This window comes from Aeribacillus composti (genome assembly GCF_007827555.1).
GTDB lineage: Bacteria > Bacillota > Bacilli > Bacillales > Aeribacillaceae > Aeribacillus > Aeribacillus composti.
Genome location: NZ_VISS01000003.1, coordinates 21,291 through 44,862 on the forward strand (window position 1 = coordinate 21,291; position 23,572 = coordinate 44,862).

Annotated in this window: 21 protein-coding genes, 1 pseudogene and 2 other annotated features; of the genes and pseudogenes, 9 read left to right on the plus strand and 13 right to left on the minus strand. The window is 38.4% G+C overall.

What is annotated here, in order from left to right; genetic code table 11:
* Window positions 1–56: 56 nt before the first annotated feature.
* Window positions 57–851, minus strand: coding sequence for an HAD family hydrolase (locus tag FB379_RS02255; protein ID WP_066247187.1), 795 nt, complete (start codon window positions 849–851; stop codon window positions 57–59).
* Between the two features lie 141 nt (window positions 852–992).
* The gene (locus FB379_RS02260; RefSeq protein ID WP_063388219.1) at window positions 993–2,063 is read right to left on the minus strand and encodes a branched-chain amino acid aminotransferase; all 1,071 of its coding nucleotides are present in this window, start codon (window positions 2,061–2,063) and stop codon (window positions 993–995) included.
* Between the two features lie 185 nt (window positions 2,064–2,248).
* Window positions 2,249–2,501 (minus strand) — a binding site (T-box leader).
* A 54-nt stretch (window positions 2,502–2,555) separates the two neighbouring features.
* Window positions 2,556–2,805, minus strand: a binding site (T-box leader).
* Between the two features lie 188 nt (window positions 2,806–2,993).
* Between FB379_RS02260 and FB379_RS02265 the strand changes: the two genes are divergently transcribed.
* Entirely contained in the window at window positions 2,994–3,473 is a 480-nt protein-coding gene (locus FB379_RS02265) for a ferritin family protein (RefSeq protein WP_066247086.1), read from the plus strand.
* Window positions 3,474–3,479: 6 nt separating this feature from the next.
* Here the strand turns inward: FB379_RS02265 and FB379_RS02270 are convergent, their stop codons facing one another.
* The 6 genes from FB379_RS02270 to FB379_RS02295 form a co-directional block, all read right to left on the minus strand.
* A complete protein-coding gene (locus tag FB379_RS02270) occupies window positions 3,480–4,895 on the minus strand; it encodes an FMN-binding glutamate synthase family protein (RefSeq protein ID WP_144596851.1) in 1,416 nt (471 codons plus the stop codon).
* Window positions 4,888–6,024, minus strand: a complete 1,137-nt coding sequence (locus FB379_RS02275) for a GerAB/ArcD/ProY family transporter (RefSeq protein WP_144596853.1) — start codon at window positions 6,022–6,024, stop codon at window positions 4,888–4,890. The genes FB379_RS02270 and FB379_RS02275 overlap by 8 nt, the downstream gene beginning before the upstream one ends.
* Window positions 6,025–6,050: 26 nt before the next feature.
* Entirely contained in the window at window positions 6,051–7,247 is a 1,197-nt protein-coding gene (locus FB379_RS02280) for a Ger(x)C family spore germination protein (RefSeq protein WP_144596855.1), read from the minus strand.
* Window positions 7,248–7,370: 123 nt separating this feature from the next.
* Window positions 7,371–8,234: a VOC family protein gene (locus FB379_RS02285; RefSeq protein ID WP_066247096.1), complete on the minus strand. Its 864-nt coding sequence runs from the start codon at window positions 8,232–8,234 to the stop codon at window positions 7,371–7,373.
* 29 nt (window positions 8,235–8,263) lie between these two features.
* Window positions 8,264–9,673, minus strand: coding sequence for a sensor histidine kinase (locus FB379_RS02290; protein ID WP_063388213.1), 1,410 nt, complete (start codon window positions 9,671–9,673; stop codon window positions 8,264–8,266).
* Window positions 9,663–10,361 (minus strand): response regulator transcription factor, encoded by a 699-nt coding sequence (locus FB379_RS02295; protein WP_063388212.1) that lies wholly within the window; start codon window positions 10,359–10,361, stop codon window positions 9,663–9,665. The genes FB379_RS02290 and FB379_RS02295 overlap by 11 nt, the downstream gene beginning before the upstream one ends.
* A gap of 175 nt (window positions 10,362–10,536) precedes the next feature.
* Between FB379_RS02295 and FB379_RS02300 the strand changes: the two genes are divergently transcribed.
* Together FB379_RS02300 and FB379_RS02305 are read left to right on the plus strand one after the other, a co-directional pair.
* Window positions 10,537–11,973, plus strand: coding sequence for an ABC transporter permease (locus FB379_RS02300; RefSeq protein ID WP_063388211.1), 1,437 nt, complete (start codon window positions 10,537–10,539; stop codon window positions 11,971–11,973).
* A 17-nt stretch (window positions 11,974–11,990) separates the two neighbouring features.
* Window positions 11,991–12,662, plus strand: a complete 672-nt coding sequence (locus FB379_RS02305) for an ABC transporter ATP-binding protein (RefSeq protein WP_144596857.1) — start codon at window positions 11,991–11,993, stop codon at window positions 12,660–12,662.
* Window positions 12,663–12,842: 180 nt separating this feature from the next.
* Here FB379_RS02305 and FB379_RS02310 read toward each other — a convergent pair.
* Window positions 12,843–13,373 (minus strand): annotated as a pseudogene (locus FB379_RS02310) (IS4 family transposase); the annotation flags it as partial.
* A gap of 675 nt (window positions 13,374–14,048) precedes the next feature.
* Here FB379_RS02310 and FB379_RS02315 point away from each other — a divergent pair.
* Both FB379_RS02315 and FB379_RS02320 read left to right on the plus strand, forming a co-directional pair.
* Window positions 14,049–14,333 (plus strand): hypothetical protein, encoded by a 285-nt coding sequence (locus FB379_RS02315; RefSeq protein ID WP_066247103.1) that lies wholly within the window; start codon window positions 14,049–14,051, stop codon window positions 14,331–14,333.
* 123 nt (window positions 14,334–14,456) lie between these two features.
* Window positions 14,457–14,687 (plus strand): hypothetical protein, encoded by a 231-nt coding sequence (locus tag FB379_RS02320; protein WP_066247105.1) that lies wholly within the window; start codon window positions 14,457–14,459, stop codon window positions 14,685–14,687.
* A gap of 297 nt (window positions 14,688–14,984) precedes the next feature.
* On the opposite strand, the gene FB379_RS02325 is transcribed toward FB379_RS02320, so the two are convergent.
* A complete protein-coding gene (locus FB379_RS02325; protein ID WP_144596859.1) occupies window positions 14,985–16,184 on the minus strand; it encodes a CynX/NimT family MFS transporter in 1,200 nt (399 codons plus the stop codon).
* Between the two features lie 162 nt (window positions 16,185–16,346).
* Between FB379_RS02325 and FB379_RS02330 the strand changes: the two genes are divergently transcribed.
* From FB379_RS02330 to FB379_RS02340, 3 genes are all read left to right on the plus strand, one after another.
* Window positions 16,347–16,991, plus strand: coding sequence for an SDR family oxidoreductase (locus FB379_RS02330; protein WP_063388744.1), 645 nt, complete (start codon window positions 16,347–16,349; stop codon window positions 16,989–16,991).
* Between the two features lie 24 nt (window positions 16,992–17,015).
* Window positions 17,016–18,014: an LLM class flavin-dependent oxidoreductase gene (locus tag FB379_RS02335; protein WP_144596861.1), complete on the plus strand. Its 999-nt coding sequence runs from the start codon at window positions 17,016–17,018 to the stop codon at window positions 18,012–18,014.
* Window positions 18,015–18,295: 281 nt separating this feature from the next.
* Window positions 18,296–19,783 carry a peptide MFS transporter gene (locus tag FB379_RS02340; protein WP_130157917.1) on the plus strand — a complete coding sequence of 496 codons (1,488 nt, stop codon included), beginning with the start codon at window positions 18,296–18,298 and terminating at the stop codon, window positions 19,781–19,783.
* Window positions 19,784–19,903: 120 nt separating this feature from the next.
* Here FB379_RS02340 and FB379_RS02345 read toward each other — a convergent pair whose 3' ends face one another.
* The 3 genes from FB379_RS02345 to FB379_RS02355 all read right to left on the minus strand — a co-directional run bounded on the left by FB379_RS02345 (window position 19,904) and on the right by FB379_RS02355 (window position 22,159).
* Entirely contained in the window at window positions 19,904–20,428 is a 525-nt protein-coding gene (locus tag FB379_RS02345; RefSeq protein WP_066247109.1) for a type 1 glutamine amidotransferase domain-containing protein, read from the minus strand.
* Window positions 20,429–21,001: 573 nt separating this feature from the next.
* Window positions 21,002–21,862 (minus strand): fructosamine kinase family protein, encoded by an 861-nt coding sequence (locus FB379_RS02350; protein WP_144596863.1) that lies wholly within the window; start codon window positions 21,860–21,862, stop codon window positions 21,002–21,004.
* Between the two features lie 93 nt (window positions 21,863–21,955).
* Entirely contained in the window at window positions 21,956–22,159 is a 204-nt protein-coding gene (locus FB379_RS02355; RefSeq protein ID WP_063388739.1) for a hypothetical protein, read from the minus strand.
* Between the two features lie 221 nt (window positions 22,160–22,380).
* Here FB379_RS02355 and FB379_RS02360 point away from each other — a divergent pair, with 221 nt between their 5' ends.
* Window positions 22,381–22,560 carry an SE1832 family protein gene (locus FB379_RS02360; RefSeq protein ID WP_063388738.1) on the plus strand — a complete coding sequence of 60 codons (180 nt, stop codon included), beginning with the start codon at window positions 22,381–22,383 and terminating at the stop codon, window positions 22,558–22,560.
* Window positions 22,561–23,572: the final 1,012 nt, after the last annotated feature.

Consider the following 23,572-nt stretch of genomic DNA (forward strand, 5'->3'; position numbering starts at 1 on the left):
ACTTCGGATGTTTTTTCATCCAGTCCAGCCTCAATTCTTTTCCTATCAAAATATTTCTATTCCTTTTTTAAATCCTCTAAAACCGTCAATAAATCTCTTAATTGGCTGATTTCATAGTCTGGAGTGACTTCTCCGCTAAGCTCCAACTGCTTTCGATTAATCCAAACAGACCGGATATTTGTCCGTGATGCCCCAAGTATGTCAGTGCTCAGTTTGTCTCCAACCATTACCACTTCATTGCTTTGAACACCCATTAAGTTTAGTGCGTGTTCAAAAATTGACGGATCAGGCTTACCTTTGCCGAACTCACCTGAAATGACAATATGCTCAAAATACGATGAGAGAGCAGAAACACTAGCAATCTTTTCTTTTTGCAGGCTTGGATCCCCGTTTGTTAAAAGAAGCAAACGATAGTTTTGTTTCAGCTGTTCTAATACTTCAAATGTATCTTCATATACGAGCGGTCTTTTGCGCCGTTCTGCATGAAAAAGCTCAGCCAGCTTTTCCCCGAATTCAGCATCATCTATACCGACCGCCTTCAAACCGTTCGTCCAAGCATCTTTTCTGTAAACAGGCGCCAATTGATTAAGCTTCCCAAACTGTTCGTGCACGATTTCGCTAAAATTCGCCCAAAGGCCTTCAAACGGATTGATGCCAATCATTTTTGTAAATGGATATGTTTCATAAGATTCATACAATTTTCTCGCTTCTTGACGAACCGCTTCCTCAAGCTGTTTTGAATCAACCCCGTATTGTTCTTCGGCTGTGGTGCAAACATATTGGAATGTGTCGCTGACGCTTTTTTCATCCCAAAGAAGTGTATCATCTAAGTCAAAAAAAACAGCTTTAATCAATCATCTATCTCCTCTCCATATTCTGTTCCATTCTTACCTAAAAACAATTTTTTGACACTGCCAATATTTCTGATTCGAAAGCAAATAAAGATGGATGACACCTTAATAAATTTTATTTGAAATCAATATAAAATTGAATTATACCTCTTTCGTCCAGCCGAACTTGTCTTCCGCTTTTCCGTATTGAATGTTCGTGATCGTTTCATAAAGCTTTTTAGAAAACTCGCCTGTTTCTGAATTATTCAATAGCATTTTATGCTCATTCCATTTCAGCTCTCCGACCGGCGAAATTACCGCTGCTGTTCCTGTTCCGAAAACTTCTTCCAATTCCCCGTTTTTGTAGGCATTGAAGATATCTTCTATTGAAATGCGTTCTTCATGCACCGGTACTCCCCAATCTTTCACTAGCTGGATAACGGAGTCTCTTGTTATACCGCTCAAAATGCTTCCGTTTAATTTTGGCGTATACACTTCACCGTTGATTTTGAAGAAAATGTTCATGCTTCCAACTTCTTCTACATATTTATTTTCTTTTCCATCGAGCCAGAGCACCTGATCGTATCCTAATTCCTCCGCTTTTTTTTGGGCGTATAAGCTAGCGGCATAGTTTCCGGAAGTTTTAACATGACCAACTCCTCCCGGTACAGCGCGAACATATTCATCTTCAACATAAATTTTTACAGGAACGAGCTGACGGCCTGAATAGTAAGCTCCAACTGGCGACAGGATAATCATAAACTTGTATTCGCTTGCTGGTCTAACTCCTAAATATGGTTCCGTTGCAATGATGAACGGTCTGATATATAAAGAAGTGCCTTCTTTATTTGGAATCCAATCTCTTTCCACTTCAACAAGCCGCACAATGGCTTCCAATACTAGATCAGGGTCAATGGGCGGAATACACATTCGTTCGCAAGAGCGGTTCAATCGCTCTATATTTTTATCCGGTCTGAATAACAATGTGCGGCCGTCATTCGTTTTATAAGCTTTCAGCCCTTCAAAAATTGCTTGCCCGTAATGAAATACCATTGCTGACGGCGAGAGCACCAACGGTTCAAACGGCACTATACGAGGGGAATGCCACCCTTGCACCTTATTATAATCCAATATAAACATATGGTCTGTAAAATGTTTTCCAAATCCTAACGATTCAAGATCAGGCTTTTCTTTTAACCGGTCCGATTTAATAAATTCAATAACTTGATTCATGTTCATCCATCCTTTCTCATTATTTTAATTTTATTGTGCGCTGCTGACTAGACCTATTGGGTTGCCAATTTTTATTGAATGCTTGATTGGCTAAATCGGGCTTTTCTTTTAGCGGGCAGCATGGCGAAATAGCCAATTAAAAAAACATGCCCCAGCAATCACCAACGCATAAAACATCGGTTGATTGCTGGGGCGAGATGCTTCGCGGTACCACCCAGCTTCTCTGTATTCCTCACAGAATACAGACTCAGCAAGTCACACATAGATGACTTTCTTCGTAACGGAAGATCCGTTGTTTTATACTTTGGCAAAAAGCCATTTCTAAAACAAGGCTCCAAGGCGATCTTCAAAGAGAGATAACGGCTGGCCTTTCAGCCTATGGGTCAGCTCTCTAATACGTCATCGCTCTCTTCTACTGCTCCTTTTCCTCACCTTTTTCATATGAAATTATCAAAATAAAAACTCGCCTCAATCCAAAAAGAAATATTGGATTGTTGAGGCGAGTTATTCGCGGTACCACTCAACTTTTCTGTATTCCTCGCGAAATACAGACTCAGCAAGTCACGTACATGACTTTTCTTGATAACGGAAGAACCGTTGCTTTATACTTTAGCTTGCGCTATTTCTAAAACAAAGCTCCAAGGTGACCTTCAAAGAGTGGTGAACGACTGACCTTTCAGCCTGCGGGTCAGCTCTCTATGCGCCACCGGCCTCTTTTACTGCTCCTTTTCTTTGCTTTTCTTATCTGAAAATAATTTATTTAGTAAATAATTTTGAAAATGATTATATAACCTCTTTCGTTTTAAGTCAATAAGAATTTAGTTTTTAACAAAAATTTGTTTCCGACACGTCTCGATTTCACCCAATTCATCACTTTTTCTCTATATCTGAATACACTGACATAAGAAAAATGAAAGGTGGGATATTTGCATGTATGCTAATACACATTATGTAAACTACTATTATCCAGTTTACGACCACAGCTTCATTAGACAAAATAGAAACAACAGCTCCATTGACAATATACTGAAGGCTATCTTAAACGGAATTTCTTCTGAAGCAAGTGCTATTGATTTTTACACAAGATTGGCAAAGGCGGCGGAAACTTCTGAACAGAGACAGGCAATTGAACATGCGCTAGAAGACGAAAAAATACATTTACGAACATTCACGCAGCTTTATCAAACATTAACAGGAAAAAAACCGGTTTATCAAACAAAAATAACTCGATTCCGAAATTTCCAAGAAGGTCTGCGGATCGCTTATGAACAAGAATTGGAAGCATATGAGACATACCGCGATAATTATTTATCTACACAAGATCCAATGATTCGAGATGCTTTCTTTAGAGCCATGACTGATGAAATTGAACATGCGTTAAGATTTAGCCACGTACTAAACAAGAAGTAGTCGAAATCAATTTTTGCTTCCAGTCATATGAGCGGTCTCATTTGGGTCAAATGCTAAAGGGACTTTTGTAATTTTACTTGTTGTTTCATCAAGTGCGACAAGATCACTTTTGTTCACATCATGAACATTTGTTTTCCCTAAACCTTTGACAGCGACCTGTATTTCTTCCGAAAATGACGTTAAAAAATTAGATAAATAATATGCTGCCTCCTCTTTATTAAATTGATCCGCCATTCTTCCGCTATAAAAGGCCAATACCGTCGGTGGCTCAAATGGTATTGTTTTTACGACCTGTGTATGCGTCATTGCCCATAAAGCAGCAGTTCCTATATAAACAGCGTCTGCTCCAAGCGCCAAAGCCTTCAATGCATCCCCGGGAGTATTGATTCCGCCGCCAATCAATAAGCTCACTTTTCCTTTCATTTCTCTTTTTGTTATATAGTGGACAGCCCTAGTCAATGCATAAATCGTCGGCAATCCGAAATCATCTTGTATGATCGGCGCCGATCCTTTTGTACCTGCCTGACCGCCATCAATCGAAATAAAATCCACACCTGCCAAAAGTCCGTATTCAATATCTTCTTCAAGCCTGTTGCTTGCACAAATTTTGATTCCGATCGGGACTCCTCCAGTGAGTTGTTTTAATTCTTTTACAACCTTTCTTAAATCGTTCGGACTGTTCCATTCATTGAATCTTCTTGGAATAACTGCGGTCTCATCCGGTTTTAAACCTAATATATCACGGGCTTTTCCTTGCAAAAATTCAGGTGAAATTCTTGCCGGGACAGCAGCTGAAGCTCCTTGCCCAATATGGATTTCCACAGCATCTGCCTGTTTTAATACATCTGCATTTTTCCCCCAATTCGCAGTGTGGTATTGAACGATCAAATGCTTTGCCCGTTCACGTTCCTCTTGTAAAAATCCCCCTTCACCGATGTTACAGGCTGTTCCGACAACGGCTGTTCCCCAGGCTTGGGCAATTCGAACTTGTTCGCTTACGCCAAGACCATATGCCATCCCGCCAAGCAAAACAGGTATATCAATTGTGAGAGGTTTTTTGGCCAAGGGACCAATAACCGTTTTCATTTCCACTTTTGCGTCCTCTTTTGCTGGAAAAACAGCGAGCTGAGCGGGTGAAAAAACAAGTCCGTCAAAGTTTAGAAATTTTCGCGGGCTACCAAACGGGCGGTCAATAATTTTCCCTTCTGCAGCCCTCAAGCTGTTCTCAACGACAATCCTTGGGCTTATCCGCATAAAGGCACTGACCATTTCCCAGACATTTTCCGCATAAGGATCACCCATGAGAATTTTTGTAAATGATGAAACAGCCTTTTTAATAAGAGGGCGAATAGTTAATAACACGATCACATATGTCAGCAAGGGACTTAATAATAATGCGCCTATTACCAAAAATTCATTCATCCTTCATCGATCCTTTTGAATAAGGTTGTAGATGCTTTCTTTTTTGCCATTTTCCGCGAATGGCTACGATCACCAGCAATATACAAGGAATAATAATTAAAATCGGCAGCTCAATGAACAATGGAAGCTTTTCCTTTAAAAGTTCTTTTTTCTCGATCTCATTTTCCGCACTTACAATTGCAATGACAAAAATCATAATCGCTGCAGGCAGTATAAAAGGCTGGTGCTTTTGTTTTTTAAACAGCTCCGCCATTCCTACAACTCCTGCATAAAAAAAAATATTTAATTTTATGAAAAGGCCGATAAATAAAGTTAAAATGACAATCGGATCCATTCTCTGAAAAAAGTCGCCGACATTGATTTTTTGGGCTGTATCAAGCAAAGGAAGATCGGCTAATTCCGTTCCGTACACCCCAAGCACTGCAATAGTTAATGCAAAAGTCCATGAGACGGCCAAACCGCTGAATAAAACCGATAACGTTCCAATTCGCACACCGTTCTGAGGTTTGTTTAAGTATGGAAGTATCATGAAAAAGACAACCATTTCGCTATAAGAAATGATAGACGGAAACACCGCTTTGATTAAAGGAAATAAGCCATCTTCTAAAATTGGCAAAAGATGTATCGGATCAACAATTCCGGAGGCAAACACTAAAAAATTTCCCATTATCCCTAGAGTGATCATGATAAAGAAAAGCAGCTGGGCAACTCTTGCGAACACTTCAATTCCTAAAAAGCATGAATAAGAAATAAGTAAAACTCCAATCAATAAAACAACTTCAAGAGGCGTTTCAGGCAAAAGATATTTAATGATGTTATCCCCAGTATCCCGCAATATAAAGCCGGCGATTAAGATAAAATAAAAATTATATATGATTGAAAGCACTGTACCAACAATTTTCCCTGTGTTTTCCAAAAATATTCCTGTCAAGGTTAGGTTTGGAAAACGATTATAAATTGGACCGTAAATCATTAAAATAAGGAGAATGTTAATTCCGGAAACAACTAACACGGCGATCCAATTATTTTGCTTTACTTCCAATCCTAGCCCTGTGACAATCAGACTTCCAAATTGAAACAAAAACATAAATGAAAACATCTGTAACCCATCGATTTTTGCTTTTTCCATATAAAATTCCTTCCATTTCCCTGCTCTCAATCCTCCAGCTTGTTAAGCGGAGGATTGTTGATCGTGCCTGTTCTTCGTATTTTGACATCAACAGTAGTTTTTATTGGAAGTTCAGTGAACGTTTCCTTCCAATGTTTTTTTATTTTTTTCCAATTTTTATAATCGTCCCGATACAACGCTTTTCCAAAACCGAAAGCATCGACTCGGTAATTTTGCTGAACATTCGAAAGAACTTTTTCAACTTCTTGTTTTATTTTTTCTTCCGTCTTTTTTTCTATCTTCCTTATCGTTTTTGTATTTGTTATTGTGAGATTCTTGCATTGTACATCCGCTACATTTCCTTGAGCCTCTATATGAACTTCACCAACGGGATTGCCTTTATGCATTTTTGTTTTTAGCTGACTTTTTGCAGAAAAAATGTCAATGCTTATCTTTCCGTCATTCTTGCATGAAATTTCTTCGATCGTCCGATGTACTTTGCCGATAATATAATGAAGTCCTCTGCTCTGTTGTTCATCCAGCCAGCCTATTAATCGGTCTTGGTGAAACAAAGCGATTCCTTTAAATTTTAATTTTGCTTCAGGGTCAATTTGTTCATAATTGGCTTTCGTTTCACCGACTTGCTGATTGCCTTCTACTGATATTCCTGTCAGTTTCACTTCGATCCCTTCGCTGCTTAAATCCGATAACAATTGATCAAGAGTTACAGATATTGTCAGCGCCCATTGCTTATCTGATAATTCAAGAGAATTAAAAAGCTGGTTCGCCGGGATATCTTCTAACGCTGTTAAAACTTTTAAAATATCCCCTGCCTTGGCATCCTTTGCAACAGTTATATAAAAATCTGTTCTCATTTCATGATCGCGTGACAAAAGATCAAGCACCTCCCCAATTCCCTCTTTTGCTAATTCCTCACCGATTACTAAAATCCGCAAATGAGAAGAGTAAATTCTCCTTGGAACAGCAGTGGTCATTCGCCGTATAGCTTCAATGATGGTGTGACCTTTCTCTTGATAAGTCATAACAGGAGTTTTATCCCCTTTACTCATCAGCATGGCAATTTGACTAGGGTTTACTATTTGCGAGGTCACCACATACTGGTCTCCTTCTTTATCGATCCCTAAACCCACTTGAATGGCAATCGTGTTTAATTCTCTTCGGTTCCAGCAGCCGGATAACAACAACAAAACAACAGCAAATAAAAGCATCTTTTTGAATTTCATTTTTGCTTAACTCCAGCATTTTTATTTCTTGTTAATATTTGCATTTTTCGTTTTTTTATTCTTAATGCAAGAAAAATTTGCACAAAAAAAAGACGCCAATGCGTCCATGTTCATGATCGATTTTTAATGAGCTGTCGTTATTCCAATTTGATTTCCGGAAGGATCAATTGTGTATATTTTTCCATCTTTTTCAGTTATACGTGCATTTATTTCTTTTAATCTCTTGATCACCTGATCTTTTTCTTCCTTATTCGGCAAAATGATTGTGAACCATTTAAGCCCGACACTATTCTCAGGAGGCTTTGGAGCCCCTATACCGTTCCAAGTATTTAACGCAATATGGTGATGGTATTTGCCGCTAGAAATAAATAATGCATGAGATCCATATTTTGATGTCATTTGAAAACCGAGGCCTTTACAATAAAATTGTTCTGCTTCATCTAAATAGGCAACATGCAAATGAACATGACCAATAATGGTTGCTTCAGGCATCCCTTGCCAGCCCTCTGGATCTCTTTCAGAAAATAAATCGTTTATATCTAACGGAATCGTGTCCATCACAACTTGATTTTGATTCCATTCCCAATTCGCCGACTTTCGATCAGCATAAATTTCAATGCCGTTTCCATCCGGGTCTGCCAAATAGACCGCTTCACTGACCAAATGATCGGAAGCACCCTGCAGCGGATAGTTCATTTGAATGAGATGATAAAGGGCATTAGCTAAATCTTTCCTTTCCGGCAATAAAATGGCAAAATGATATAACCCTGTCGTCCGGACTTGTTTTCTTATTACATTATCCGGTTGTTCGACAATCAATAGCGGCTTCTTTCCATCAGCAGAAAAAACGACTTTATTTTCCTTTTGCTCTAATATTTTAAACCCCAATAAATTGTGGTAAAACGCAATAGATCTCTTAAGATCCTCCACTTTGATCGATACTCCCCCGATATATTTATTGGGCGAACGATGAAATTCAAGCTCCATGTATTATCCAATCCCTTCTACAAGATTCTTTAGCTTTTGACAGGCAGTTTAATCTCAAATTTCGTTCCTTTGCCTTTTTTACTTGTCACGTTAATTTCTCCTTGATGCAGGAGCACTAACTGCTTCACAATTGAGAGTCCTAACCCGAATTCCCCGTATTTATTGTTTGTTCTTGACAGATCTGCTTTGTAAAATCTCTGCCAAATGTTTTCAATTTCTTTTTCGTCCATTCCGATCCCGGTATCTTCGATTTCAATGATTGTTTCCTTATATCCAGGTTTCCCACGCAAAAATATTTTTCCGTTTTGTGTAAACTGAATGCTATTTTTAACAATATTGATCAAAATTTGAATGAGGCGATCATAATCAGCATAAATGATTTCATTTTCATCCGCTTCAATGATCATAATGTTATTTTTCTCCTCAGCTTGTGAAAGAAGCTGTTCCTTCACAATTTCAAACACATCAATTAACTGTATAGGTTCTATATTTAGCTTTACTTGATTCGACCGAATTTTTTCATAATCTAAATTTTCATTAACTAGCCGAATCAGCCTTTTTGCCTCTTGGCTTACTAATTGAATGCCTCTTTCTTTTTCTTCTTCAGGAATCATATCGCTTTTTAATCCTTCAATGACACCGCTGATCGTTGTAAGCGGAGTTTTCAACTCATGAGAAACATCTGCAATAAACTGTCTCCTTCTTTTTTCAAGCCTGCTTATTTCCTCCTGAGAAGCTTTAAGCTTTTTTACCATTTCATTAAAGTCGCTTGCCAGCTCACCAATTTCATCGATTTTGGAGGCATTCACCTGGACGTCATAGTTTCCAGATGACACCATTGACGTTGCTTCACGAATCCTCTGAATTCTCCGAACATGCAGCTTCGATAAAAGACCGCTTAGCAAAAATGAAACCGTCAACGAAATTAAAATTGTATAAAATAAAAACTGATTAATGTCGCTGATGGTCTCTCTTGAACCGCTTATCGGCGAAACTAGGAGAACTCCTCCCATCAGCTCCCCGTTCACGATGAATGGCAAAGAAACGAAGGATACCGCCTGATCAAACCGTTTTAAATCTTGCTTGACCACGACAATTTTGCCATCCTCCAAACTCTCCCATTCTTTTTCTGACATTGTGAACCGCGGGAAAAAGCCAGCTTCCGGATAAAAAATTTCGCCTTGTTGATTAAACACACTGAACATAATATTTCGTGTCCTCAGCACCTGCCGGTATTGATCCAAAATCCGGTTTCCGCCCCAATTATCGCGGCTATAATCATGTAAAATGTTTTGGCCGTAGGCAATCAATTCTTCTACTTTATTTTGATAAACATAGTTTTCAACATATTTTGCAAAGGAAAAGCTCAAAATCAAGAATGCAATGACTAAAACTCCTATATGGCTAATAAGCAGCTGATACATATATTTAAGTTTCATCGTGCTTCACCGATTCGTCGAATTTATATCCCACCCCCCAAACCGTGTGAAGGAAGTTTTGCGCTTCAGGCCCGAGCTTCTTTCTCAGCCTTTTCATATGGACATCAACCGTTCTTTCATCCCCGTAAAATTGATACCCCCATATACTTTCCAGCAACTGCTCTCTCGTAAATACTTGGCGCGGATGTGTGAGAAAATGATAAAGGAGGTCAAACTCTTTTGGAGTTAGGTTATTAATCGATTGTCCTTTAAAATACGCTTCTCTTGCATCTTTATCCACTTTAAAGTGTTTGGTTGTCACAATGTTTTTTTGACGAGGTTCTTGCTTGTTATATCTTCTCGCCACTGCCTTTATTCTCGCCATTAGTGCAATCGGGCTAAACGGTTTCGTGACATAATCATCGGCTCCCATTTCAAGTCCGATCACTTGATCGGATTCACTGTCTTTAGCGGTCAGCATGATGATCGGAACGGAGTGTTCTTCTTCTCTTAATTTTCTGCAAAGCGTGACTCCATCCATTCCGGGAAGCATCCAATCGATGATGAGCAAGTCCCAATTGCCACTCTTAGCGGATTGGTAGCCTTCAAGTCCATCATGGACAAATTCCCCTTCAATCCCTTCCTTTATAAAAAACATATTTAGCATCGAACAGACGCTTTCATTATCTTCGATCACTAAAATTTTCATTTCTCTTCCTCCCGCTAAAACAACTCTTATTTTCAAGATAAACGAGTAAAGAAAGGGAAGCAACTACTTCAACTTCTCTTTTAAAAAATTAAACTTTCGAACATAGATTTTTCATAAATTGTTCATATGTTTCCAATATGCTTATCGTTGACAATCACGAAGGAGGTAAGATTAGATGAATTTTTTTAAAAGGTCGTTGTTAAGCGTATGGGCTAGAAAAGGAAAGAGCCTTTTACAACTGTTTATTTTCACCATCATTTGCTTACTTGTCCTTTCCGGTCTGGCGATCGAAAGTGCAGCAAAGAAAGCCAGTGATTTAGCGAAGGAAAAGCTGGGAGGAGAAGTGACCTTGCAGATGGATATGGAAAAAATGCGGAATCAGCAGCAATCGGAAGGTGAACGGACGAGGTTTCAGCTTGAACCCATTCCGGTAAAATCGGCAGAAGAATTATCTACATACTCAGAAGTAAAAGGTTATAACTTATATTCGTCGACAAACGGAATTGCTGAAGACTTTGATCCAATTGAAAATGAAGACACAAGTGATTCGGATGAGGAAACAGAAAACAGAGGTCCCTTTGGGGAAAATGGAAATCCAATGTTTCAGTCTGATGTCAGTCTGCAAGGCGTCGTTTTTACTGATGCTGTCGAAGAATTTATGAACGGAGATTCTACATTGGTAGAAGGTGAACATATAACCGATCAATCATTAGGAAAAAATGTTGTGGTCATCGAAAAAACATTGGCGGATGAAAACGACTTAACTGTCGGTGATACGATTACGGTAAAAGGTGCCAATGAAGAGGAAAAAACGATTGAATTAAAAATCATTGGCATTTATGAGACAACCACAAACGAACAAGATCAAGGAATGAATTTTTCTTTTATGAACCCTTACAACAAATTGTACGTTCCATATACTGTCGCGAACACACTGAAAGGTGAAGACTATGAAAATACCATTGACCGCGCTGTTTATTACATGAAAGATCCCGCGGAAATAGACTCGTTTATTCAAAAAGCGAAGAAAAATTCGAGCATAGACTTCGATACATTCAAGCTTGATGCAAATGATCAGCTATACAATCAAATGGTCGGACCAATCAACAATGTCGCGTCATTTTCAAAAAATGTCGTTTACTTAGTGACGATTTCAGGGGCTGTCATTCTTGGACTGATTGTCATGCTGTCAATCCGCGAACGGAAATACGAGATGGGTGTTCTTCTTTCTCTTGGGGAGAAAAGATGGAAGCTCATCGGTCAATTTGTCGCAGAAATATTGATTGTAGCCGTTCTCGCCATCGGAATTTCAAGCGCATGCGGAAATGTGGTGGCCGGCAAGATCAGCGATCAATTATTAGCGCAAGAGCTGGCCCAGCAAGAGCAGATGAATACACCTCCATCCTTTCGACCAGGAATGGGAGGCAGTGTAGGAATGAGAGGGCAAGCAGCTAACGTGGAAACAATTGATGACTTAGAAATCGCAATAACACCGAAAGATTTAGGCATGCTGTCGTCTATCGGAATGTTAATTGCCGTTTTATCATCATTTATTCCATCGCTGTCCGTTTTGCGGCTGCATCCGAAGGTGATTTTAACTAAACAAGACTAAGAAAAGAAGGGGATCAAATGAGTGCATTGTTGAAATTTCAAGATGTTAGCTATTGGTATAGCAGAGATCAAAAAAAAGTAGAAATCTTAAAAAAGATCAATATTGATTTTGAAAAAGGTACATTTTACACAATTACTGGTCCAAGCGGTGCGGGAAAATCCACATTTTTAGCTCTTGCCGGTGCTCTTGATTCTCCAAAAGAAGGGGCTATTTTATACGAGGGCAAGGATTTAAAAAAAATCGGCTATTCCAAATTTCGCAATCAATACGTCTCAATCGTCTTTCAATCATACAACCTGCTTCCTTATATGACAGCATTGCAAAACGTCGTTGCGGCAATGGAAATAACGAAATCCTCTAAAAAGCCATATAAACAATTTGCACTAAAAACATTAGAACAAATGGGGATTTCGCAGGACCAAGCAAAGCAAAAAGTACTGACACTAAGCGGAGGACAACAGCAAAGAGTTTCCATTGCCCGCGCTCTTTGCTGCGAGTCGCAGTTAATTGTCGCGGATGAACCAACAGGAAACTTGGATGAGCAAACATCTAAAGAAATCGTCCGCATTTTTCAAGATTTAGCACATCAAGAGGGAAAATGCGTCATCATGGTGACGCACGATTTAACAATTGCATCCATCGCCGATGTGAACATTCATTTATCAAATGGAACCTTCCAAATACAATAAAAAGCTTGGGGTTGTCCAAAAAGTCAAATCCCCATTGAAAACAAACAATCATAAACACCGATATATCAACGTTTCTAAAACATTAAAAGGGGCAGTCAATAAGCCGGAAAAACGACTTTGAACTGCCCCGTCTTTTTATTTAGTTTTTTTTACACATACTTATTTCGTCCGGCATTCAATAGCTTCATCCAAAGTTTGGAAAAGAGAAATCAATTGTAGTAAAGCCGTTTTAAAGTCCATCTCTTTTACTTCGTCACATAGAAACAAGAATAAGTTGCCCATGGTCTTTGGATCCTCTTCTTTCCGAAGTTGCCAAGCAATCAAGATATACCGAGTGAAGACAATGGTAGTATGGCTAATCATCATGTCATAGGAACGACCTTGAAACTCTTTGGCTAAATGTAAAAACGATTTACTGAATTTAAAAAAGGTTTCGATGTCCCAACGCATCCCATAGATTCGAACGATTTCTTCATTAGACAGCGTGGTATCTGTACTCAAAATGGCCAGCCATTCACTTTGGTTGTTTCGATTCCGCACAAACACGATTTTCACTGGTAAACCCGTATGAAGAGTTACGTGAATCGAGCCGAGTGTTTCTTTTTAGCCAATGTCTCGTTTCGCTTTTCGATACAGTTGTTCCAAGGTTAAACGTTCTCCGTTGAAGAGATACCGTTGTTTTAGCTGTTTGACCATGCCAATGACAAAAAGGCATGCTCTGTTTAAATTCAAGGTAGGTAAAAAAAGGTATACATATTCGCCCGTCATGGCAAGAGATGAGAGTCCAAAAGCGCTTACGGATGAAATTCAAAAAAATGGTTCGCTAACCTATGACTTACTTCTTTTTTCAGCGAATCAAAAAAGTTCCCACAAAGTCTTGACTGACTCATGTTATATAGAGGGGTTGAAAACAACATAATACTATAATAACATTAATGGAAATGTATCCCAATCGCTAAAAACCTACATAAAATTGGAAGTTTAAAGGGGGGATTTTATAGAACAGCTAAAAAGGTTGGAAAATCAAAAATATTTTTAACAATGCTGTTTTTTATCGGATATGTGATTTCTCTACCTGTTTAAACATTTTAAGAACCAAAAATTGAAAGGCAACGTTTGATATGAACCGCATGAAATGTATTTTAGTTTTGCTTTAATTTTTTCATCTGTAGGAACTGCAGGTATATCTACTCTAAAAGCTTCTCAATTTAAAGATGAGGAGATCATTTATAACCAAGATATTTCTAATTTTGAAGTTTGGAAGATGGTGTTTTGATAGATGGCAAATTTTATAGTCCAGAGGAATTTGAGGAGTATTTAAAATCACCTGAGATTGTTGTTTTAAGTGATGGTAATGGTGGTTCTTCTATTTAACCTTTCTTTGCATTGGCTCCTGCTATTTATTTTGTTCCTGGTGTTGGTCAAGTTGCATTACTAGCGACTGGTGCAATAGTAGTTGGTGGGGTTACTATTAAGGCTGGAAGTTGGCTCTATAAAACTATTTCTAACTATTTTAATGATCCTAAAAGAGTAATTGCTTCTAATTATGGAATACCACAATCATTGTTAGATTCAAACGGAAAAGTGAAATTAGGTTCTTTTAAAGATAAACACGGGAATACACCTCTAACTAAAATTCTGGTACTTTTAAAAATGGGAAGTGGTCAGTAGAAAAAGATACAGCAGGACGTGGTGGACGTGTATGGAAATTAAAGAAAGATGGAAAAAGAATAGCTTCTTTAGATAAAAATGGGAAAGTGTTATCCAAATAAAGAATAGGAGTAGATTTAGTTTATGAAGAAAATGACTTTTAACGGTTTTACACTTAATTATCATGAATCAATTAATGTTTATGTAAATGAAGAAACAAAGCAAGTTATTTTCATTTCTAAAAATAATGATGAAATACACGGGGTCCTAGAACTTGATGAAGAAAATAAAGTTAAAATACATCCTAGATGGAATGTAAACTTTTCAATTGAAAATACAGAGGTTACAATAGGTGTTAATTATGAGGAAGAATAATCAATATTATTAATCACTATCAACAAGCCGGAATGGGGCTGTCAAGAAAATCGTTTTTCACTGACTTTCTTGACAGCCCCTTCTTAAACATTGCATCCATCGCCGATGTGAACATTCATTTATCAAATGGAACCTTCCAAATACAATAAAAAGCTTGGGGTTGTCCAAAAAGTCAAATCCCCATTGAAAACAAACAGTCATAAACACCGATATATCGACGTTTCTAAAACATTAAAAGGGGCAGTCAATAAGTCGAAAAAACGACTTTGAACTGCCCGGCTTTTTATTTAGTTTTTTTTACACATACTTATTTCGTCCGGCATTCAAACCAGCAATGATCATCAAAACACAGACAGCAATAAACAATAAAATGGGCGCCACCCACGAATGAGTTTTGTCATACAAAACGCCAATTAAAATGGGCCCAAAAGCAGCAAGCAAATAACCAATTGATTGCGCCATTCCCGATAAAGCGGAAGCTTGCTCGGAGCTTCTTGTTCTTAAACCAAATAGCGCTAATACGAGCCCAATGCTTGCCCCTTGTCCAATACCGATTAAAATAATCCAAAAGACAATCAGTAAAAGAGGCCCGCCATACAATAATCCAACGAGACCTGCTAAATAAATAGCTCCTAAAACCGCTACAATTCGCCTTTGATCTGCATATTTGTCCGACAGTGCCGGAGCGACAAATGTTGCCGGCAAGCCAGCAATTTGCACAAGAAACAGCATCCAACCAGCTGTTGAAGCACTTAATCCGTCCGCCTGCAAAATTTCAGGAAGCCATGCAACCATACTATAAAATAAGAACGATTGAAGACCCATAAAAAATGTGACTTGCCATGCCAGCGGCGACTGGAGCAAAAAACCATTTGAAATATGTTCAATTGGCGGTTTCGCGGATCTCTGTTTTCCACTAATTAATGGAAACCATAAACATATCGCCACAATTGCTAAAATTGCCCAAAATAATAAGGCATTTTTCCATCCAAATTTTAATCCTTCCGACAACGGAATTGCTAAACCGGAGGCGATCCCTGCAAGCATACCCATAGCTGTTGAATAAACGCTTGTCATCAGTCCGATTTTATCCGGGAACCGTTCTTTTACAATACCCGGAAGAAGCACATTTCCAATGGCAATGCCTACTCCAATCAATACAGTTCCTAAAAGCAGACCGATCATCGCTCCGAATGTTCGAATAATCATTCCTGCAAGAAGCACGACTAACCCGGCAAAAATCGCCGTTTCATTTCCATATCGGCTTGCAAATTTCGGAGCTAATGGCGAAAGAACCGCAAAAACGATTAACGGGATAGTCGTTAGTAAACCCGCAACCCCGTTGGAGATTCCGAGATCTTCACGAATATAACCGATGAGCGGTCCGACCGAAGTAATAGCAGGACGCAAATTAAAAGCAGCAAAGATGATTCCAACTATCAAGAGCATTTTTTTAATAGAAATTTCTTTTTCTGCCTTTACCGTATAGCGTTCCATACTCACCCCTCCTTTACCCCCTTGAACATCTTAAAAGTCAATTATTAATATACTAATCCCCATCGATGGGAAAATCAACCACATACCATGTATCGATCATTTGAGAAAACAGCCAGCTTCTGGAATAATGTTAATAAACGATGTTTGAAAGGAGAGTCCGTTATGGAAATTGTTGTAGTTGGCGCCAATGGAAAAATCGGAAAAATTCTTGTTCAGTTATTAAAAGAAAGCAACGAGCACACAGTGAAAGCAATGATCCGCAACGAAAACCAAAAAGAATATTTTGACTCGATCGGAGTCAAGACGGTTTTAGCTGATTTGGAAGGCACAGTCGATCAGATTGCCGAGGCGATCAAAGGTGCGGAAGGGATCGTCTTTACCGCAGGTTCAGGCGGACATACAGGTGCAGATAAAACTCTTTTAGTAGATCTAGACGGTGCCGTAAAAACAATTGAAGCAGCAGAAAAGACAGGCGTTCAACGGTTTATAATGGTCAGCGCTCTGCAAGCCCATAATAGACAAAATTGGAACGAAAAGATTAAACATTATTATGTTGCCAAGCATTATGCCGACCGTTTCCTTGTCCAAAGCCGTTTAAACTATACAATTGTCCGGCCGGGGGCGCTATTGGATGAGAAAGGAACCGGAGAAATAAAAATTGCTGAAAATCTTGAAAGAGCCGCCATTCCAAGAGAAGATGTGGCTTCGGTTATTTTTGCATCAATAACGGAGAAAAACACTTTTCGCCGCTCATTTGACCTAGTCTCAGGAAACACCCCGATTCGCGAAGCATTAAAAAATTTTTAATTTACGAAGAAAGGTTGGCGAATAATGCAGGTTAGCATTTTAGACCAAGCACCGATTTTGAACAACTCAACAGCAAAAGAGGCGTTGGAGCAATCCATTCAACTGGCCGTATTGGCGGAAAAACTAGGCTATACCCGCTACTGGATTGCGGAGCATCACAATCTTTCCGGACTTGCCTGCTCCGCTCCAGAAATTATGCTCCCAGTTATAGGGGCAAAAACAAAATCGATTCGCATCGGGTCAGGCGCAACGCTTCTCCCCCACTATAAGCCGTATAAAGTTGCGGAAATGTTTAATATGCTGGCAACATTATTTCCTAACCGCATTGATCTTGGGATCGGGCGGGCCCCCGGAGGAGACGCTCAATCAAGCATTGCGTTATCCGGCAATTATCTCGAAAATGTAAAAAACATGCCGAAAACCGTTCAAGAGCTGCTTCATTTTTTATATAATGACTATCCAAAAAATGAATTATTTTCGAGCATCTCAGCCTCTCCTTTGCCAAATATTCCTCCTGAACCTTGGATCCTTGGCACAAGCATAAAGAGCGCCTTTTTAGCAGCTGAAAACGGCATTTCCTATGCATTTGGCCAATTTATGAGCAATGAAGACGGGCGGCAAATTATTCAAACATATAAAAATCAGTTCCAGAAAAAAAGAAAACAGCAGCCAAAGACAATTGTCACAGTCTCGGCAATATGCGCTGAAACTAACGAAAAAGCGGAGCAAATTGCCTTCAGCAGCTTTTTATGGAATCTTCAGCATCATAAAGGAAAAACACTTGATTTTCCATTAAAAGAAGAAGCAAAGCAGCAATTGCTGAATTCAGATGAATTTCAACAGTTTCAAAAGAATATGATCATTGGCGATCCAACATTTGTCGTTCACCGTTTATATGAATTAAAAAATTGGTATGAAGCAGATGAAATGATGATCATAACAATAACTGGAAGCTATGAAGAACGCACAAAATCGTATCAATTGATAGCAGAGGAAATAAATAGAAAGAAATCTTATCGTTAATATAATCAATATGACCATGGATAAAATCGGTTTAACCTATATGGGAACCGATTTTTTCTTTTTCCAATCCCCCATTTCATATTGTATCCTCCTCTTTTTTTAAAAATTCCCTAACTTACAACTGTTTCAAATATTATATATATATAATTTTATGCATTTAACAGTTGACGTTTTAATTATATTAAAATATTATTTAAAGAGCGGTAGGACGGTTATTTTTTTATTTTCGGACAATTCAAAACATCTTAAAAATTATATAAAAATAATGGAGGTTTATTTTTATGATAACAAAGGAGCAGATTGTCCAAAGCCTTCCGCAAAAAGGTTTTTTTGGACATCCAAAAGGATTATTTACGCTGTTTTTTACGGAGTTTTGGGAACGTTTTTCCTATTACGGAATGAGAGCAATACTTCTTTATTATATGTATTATGAAGTTTCTAAAGGCGGTTTGGGAATAGATGAAGCTACCGCTGCATCGATTATGGCGATCTACGGTTCTCTCGTGTATATGTCGGGAACGATTGGAGGATGGATTGCAGACCGCCTGTTAGGGACAAGCAAAACTGTTTTTTACGGCGGAATTTTAATCATGCTCGGCCATATCGTCTTATCCTTCCCTGGAAATATTGAAGCTTTATTCATTTCCATGACGCTGATTGTTCTCGGTACTGGACTTTTAAAGCCGAATGTATCAAGTGTTGTCGGCGATCTTTATGCAGATAACGATGCCCGCCGCGATTCAGGGTTTAGTATTTTTTACATGGGTATTAATTTAGGTGGATTTTTAGCTCCCATTATTGTTGGAACTTTAGGACAAGGATATAATTTCCATCTTGGCTTTGCTCTTGCTGCTATTGGTATGTTTTTTGGGCTTTTGACATTTGTCCTAACAAAAAAGAAAAACCTTGGTCTCGCCGGAACACAGGTGCCTAACCCATTACAACCGGAAGAACGAAAAAAAGTATTCACTATTTTCGGCATCGGCGCTTTAGTAATTATCGCCTTTTTAGCTGTCACCATCCCTGCAGGACTTTTGACTATAAATAGCTTTACTATGATTGTCAGCATCCTCGGAATTGTAATACCTGCATGTTATTTTATATTTATGTACCGGAGTCCTAAAACAACAGAAGTGGAGCGTTCGCGTGTAATTGCTTACATTCCGCTCTTTATTGCCGCAGTAGTTTTTTGGGCTATTCAAGAACAAGGGGCTATTATTTTAGCCACTTATGCAGATAAGCGCACCCAATTATCCTATGCAGGACTTGAACTGCAATCATCATGGTTTCAATCATTGAACCCTTTATTTATCATCTTTTTGGCGCCGGTTTTTGCATGGTTTTGGGTGAAGCTTGGAAAGCGTCAGCCATCAACACCGAGCAAGTTTGCATTCGGACTTATTTTTGGCGGTCTATCATTTCTAGTTATGATCATTCCTGCTTATGTAAACGGTACTGAGTCATTAGTTAGCCCTTTATGGCTCGTACTAAGCTTCTTCCTTGTTGTAATCGGAGAGCTGTGCTTGTCCCCAGTAGGACTTTCAGCAACTACAAAGCTTGCTCCAGCGGCTTTTTCAGCGCAAACAATGAGCCTATGGTTTTTAACTAGTGCAGCCGCTCAAGCCATTAATGCCCAGCTTGTAAAATACTACACAGTTGAAACAGAAATTGTTTATTTTGGCATTATCGGCATGATTTCAATTATTCTTGGCCTTATTTTATTCTTCATGGCACCTATGATTAAACGTTTGATGAAAGATGTTCTATAATAAAGTCTTGCTGCATGATAAAAACCTGCCTGTTCAAACATAAACAGGCAGGTTTTTTGCCATATATGAAGTTTGTTTTTGCCAAAATCACTCAGCAAAAAATTTTGAATTTCTCTCCGCTTACTTTGATACTTTATCCAAAAGCTTCAATGATTCTCTATTAAATGCTTCTAAGTCAGCAGGTGTGCGGCTTGTAACCAATTGGTTTTGGCACACGACAACTTCTTCGTCATGATAGTTGGCGCCTGCATACTCCATATCTACGCGAATTGATTTATAGCCAGTTGCATCCCGACCTTCCAATGCTTTTGCCGAAATTAGCAGCTGAGGTCCATGACAAATAGCAAATACCGGTTTTTTCGCATCCATCATAGCTTTTACAAAAGAAACAAAACGGTCATCCGCACGCAAAATGTCCGGCGAGAAACCTCCCGGCAAAAGAAGTGCATCAAAATCGTCCGGTTTTACATCATCAATCGAATAGTCAATTTTAACTTCCGCTTCACCTTTTTTTCCTTTAACTTTTTTGCCAGCTTCTTTTTCAATTGTGACCACTTCATGACCTGCTGATTGAAATGCTTCTGCAGGACTTGTGAACTCACTGTCTTCGAACAAGTCTGTAATAAGAGTAGCTACTTTTGCCATGTGATCAACTCCTTTATTTTAGATTATCATAAAAAATTTTGTGGAAACATTTATTTGCTTCATATATTATTATCAATTACCTATATTACTAATCAAACGTTTGTTTAACAATAAATATGATTGCCAAAATCAGCAGTCTCGCAATGCGGCTGCCTTCATCGGCGTTTAGAGGCGGAATTTTTCAGATAAATCGAATCAACCAAGACAAAATGGACCAAGCAAGCTATTAAGCCTGTTTCATTTGTCTTCAATATAGAAATGCTGTCAGCTTCAAGTCCTTGCATTTTGATGCTGAGTTCAGTATTCCAACCTCTTTCAGCTAATAAACCGAATGCGCCGGGCAGCGAAGCTTTGACATTACAGTTGAATTAGAAAATGAAAACGTTCGTTTATAAATTTATTTGAGAAGAGCGGGCTTTTAAATAAGAATTTCGGGGAGGGACGACAACTATCCTTTTCTTTCTGGAAGAAAACATTTGATCGTTTGCACAATTAGGGAGTTGCAAGCTCTTAAAACGAAGGGAAACAGTTGTCTAAACCGAAAAAACTAACGGTTCTCAGTCCTCATCTTTTTTAAACATACATTTTTAATATGCGGTCTACTGCTCCACCATATGATTCCCCAAACAAATTCAGATGGACAAGCAAATAATAAAGCTGGTACAAAGGCTTGATTTCCTCATATCTTTCGGAAAGAGGGTAATATTCTTCATATGAGCGGTAAAAATCTTGGGAAAAGCCGCCAAATAATTCGGTAAAGGCAATTTCAAAATGGCGATCTCCATACATTACGGACGGATCAATTAAAAATGGTTCCCCATTCGGTCCAACTATCCAATTCCCTCCCCATAAATCGCCGTGTAAAAGAGAAGCCTCCACGTTTGCTGGAATCCATTCATGCAAGCGATTAAGGAGAGTTTCCAATCTTTTTCCACGTTCACCACGTATATAATTTTTCTTGATTCCTATTTCCATTTGTCCGCTTAAACGGTAGTCCCGATAGTATTCAAGCCAAGATGACATAAGACGGTTTCTTTGAGGAAGCGTTCCAATATATGTATTTTTCGAATATCCGTGATATACAAAATGGCTTTTGTGTAAAGCTGCCAGCTTTTGGCCTAACAGCTTTTCTGTATTATCATCTTTTTTACCGTTCACCCATTCCATGATCAAAAATCCCTCGTTGGAATTCTCGGAGTAAGCAAACACCTTCGGTACGCGCACGGTGTTAGTATCCCTAATCAGTTGAAGCCCTTCCGCTTCCAGACGGAAAAAATCTTCGGGAGCTTCTAAATTGTACTTTAAAAAATACGTTTGGTTTTCTGTCTGTACAAAATAGCTTTCGTTAATATCACCTCCGCTTACTTTCCGAATGTTTTCGATTACTCCAAAATCTCCAGCAGTCCTTAATGCTTCCGCTATAATTTTTTTCATCCTGCCTCCTCTTTTTCTTTTTTTACTTATCTTTTCATAAATCATATATCTTTTGCAACGAAATCAACAAAGCAGCCTTTGTTAATTGAAAAGTTATTTTTCTTTAGATTTCATTGTTCCAACAATAAAATATTCAAGAGCTTTTACATCTTCTATTAATTTTCTCCGTAATTGTTGATATGTTTCAAAAGATTGGTAGTCTAAATGATGATTTTCTTCAAACATTGTGCACAAATCGTTAAAGTTTTTGTAGATTCGGTCAAAATTTTTTTCCATCAGCACCAAAACATTTTTCATTCTCCTTTTCCTACTCCTTTTCCAAAAACCCCTTAAAAGAGACGGCGCAAAAATTCTCCTTATTTTATTTCGGAAAAAATAATTATATTTTCGACTCTTTCATAAATAATAGTTACTTCTCATACATTTTTAGTTGGAATCACTCATATCGTGTAAGGCGTCATTCCGACATTCATGATAAAATGGTAAAAAGGAAATCAGATACATTGGAGTGAATATTGATGACAAAACAAGAAATTGAACAAAGAATCGCCGAATTAAAATCTGACTATATCCGCATTCAAGGGGACATCGAAAAGCTTGAATCAGTCGGAGGAAATATAGAAAAAGCGGAACAGCAGCTTACGGAAATTGAAAACGAGTTGGCCAATCTTAGAACGGCGCTGAACAAGCAGCGTTAACACCAAGATCAAATTCCGCTGTCCGTTTCCTTTCATAATCATTTTCATTGATCCATTGGATGGGAAAAAAGAAGGTTCTGTGTGGTTTTATCCCCTCCAGGTGGAAAGTAAAAAAAGTGTTCTTAGGAGTCTGCCGGAGAGGGGATTTTTTATGGTGAAAAATCAAACATGTAACTCATATTCAGAAGATCTGAAGCGTGAATCGTTCGTTTGAAATGAAAGGAGGCTCCCTTATCGGCAACTTCATGAACATTTTGGAATTAAGCGGCATACGCAAAATTTAAGAAATGTCAAAATGTAGAGGCTTTTTGATGCGTTTTTACGATCGGCGGGAAGTATGAAAACACATGCAATTTAAAAGTTTAGAAGAAGAAAGCACAAGTCGATTTGCTTAAAAAGCGCCGTCCAAATCTATACGGGAAGAAGTGGCCCTAAAAGCCGATCGGTTTCATATTATTGATAAAGCATTTATGTTTGTTGCGATCATTTTTTAGGATTTCGTAAATGCTTTCATTTTTTCTAAATCACAATGATGATGATAAATCAAAAAAAATTAGAACTGATTGCTGGATGAGATCAAATCGAACAGGTGGACACATCCCAATATGTAACGAAATCCATATGCTTTCATTTCCAGATCCTTTTTTATTTCTAATTTACACGGCTAAGAGTATGACAGACAACGTAACGACACAACGCTGTACGTCGCCTTGCGGATAAAGCGCTCCTCCAGTCCTGGCAATCATCGAATACGCTTAAAGCACTTCTTGACACCTCTTGTGTAAAGGTTTTACAGAATTTTGTCCACCTACGAAAAAATCCAAAATTTTGCGATATCCTTTTTCGTTTACTCCTAACACTACATAAATGACTTTTTTTCAACCGTCGTAGTCCAAATATAAAACAGCATAACGCTTGGATAGTGGACGGTTGCGCCATTTTTGATGTCTTCTCTTTCTGGTCATACAACTGATCGTCAGGAGAATAGGGACTTTCATCCACATGCTAATTT

Coding starts and splice junctions, on each gene's coding strand:
- FB379_RS02355 (WP_063388739.1), bottom strand. CDS start 22,159: ATGAAAAATGTTTTGGTGCTGATGGAAAAAAATTTTGACCGAATCTAC.
- FB379_RS02290 (WP_063388213.1), bottom strand. CDS start 9,673: ATGAAACTTAAATATATGTATCAGCTGCTTATTAGCCATATAGGAGTT.
- FB379_RS02275 (WP_144596853.1), bottom strand. CDS start 6,024: ATGGAAAAAGCAAAAATCGATGGGTTACAGATGTTTTCATTTATGTTT.
- FB379_RS02280 (WP_144596855.1), bottom strand. CDS start 7,247: ATGAAATTCAAAAAGATGCTTTTATTTGCTGTTGTTTTGTTGTTGTTA.
- FB379_RS02335 (WP_144596861.1), top strand. CDS start 17,016: ATGCAGGTTAGCATTTTAGACCAAGCACCGATTTTGAACAACTCAACA.
- FB379_RS02300 (WP_063388211.1), top strand. CDS start 10,537: ATGAATTTTTTTAAAAGGTCGTTGTTAAGCGTATGGGCTAGAAAAGGA.
- FB379_RS02320 (WP_066247105.1), top strand. CDS start 14,457: ATGAAGAAAATGACTTTTAACGGTTTTACACTTAATTATCATGAATCA.
- FB379_RS02305 (WP_144596857.1), top strand. CDS start 11,991: ATGAGTGCATTGTTGAAATTTCAAGATGTTAGCTATTGGTATAGCAGA.
- FB379_RS02325 (WP_144596859.1), bottom strand. CDS start 16,184: ATGGAACGCTATACGGTAAAGGCAGAAAAAGAAATTTCTATTAAAAAA.
- FB379_RS02340 (WP_130157917.1), top strand. CDS start 18,296: ATGATAACAAAGGAGCAGATTGTCCAAAGCCTTCCGCAAAAAGGTTTT.
- FB379_RS02330 (WP_063388744.1), top strand. CDS start 16,347: ATGGAAATTGTTGTAGTTGGCGCCAATGGAAAAATCGGAAAAATTCTT.
- FB379_RS02285 (WP_066247096.1), bottom strand. CDS start 8,234: ATGGAGCTTGAATTTCATCGTTCGCCCAATAAATATATCGGGGGAGTA.
- FB379_RS02260 (WP_063388219.1), bottom strand. CDS start 2,063: ATGAATCAAGTTATTGAATTTATTAAATCGGACCGGTTAAAAGAAAAG.
- FB379_RS02350 (WP_144596863.1), bottom strand. CDS start 21,862: ATGAAAAAAATTATAGCGGAAGCATTAAGGACTGCTGGAGATTTTGGA.
- FB379_RS02270 (WP_144596851.1), bottom strand. CDS start 4,895: ATGAATGAATTTTTGGTAATAGGCGCATTATTATTAAGTCCCTTGCTG.
- FB379_RS02345 (WP_066247109.1), bottom strand. CDS start 20,428: ATGGCAAAAGTAGCTACTCTTATTACAGACTTGTTCGAAGACAGTGAG.
- FB379_RS02360 (WP_063388738.1), top strand. CDS start 22,381: ATGACAAAACAAGAAATTGAACAAAGAATCGCCGAATTAAAATCTGAC.
- FB379_RS02295 (WP_063388212.1), bottom strand. CDS start 10,361: ATGAAAATTTTAGTGATCGAAGATAATGAAAGCGTCTGTTCGATGCTA.
- FB379_RS02265 (WP_066247086.1), top strand. CDS start 2,994: ATGTATGCTAATACACATTATGTAAACTACTATTATCCAGTTTACGAC.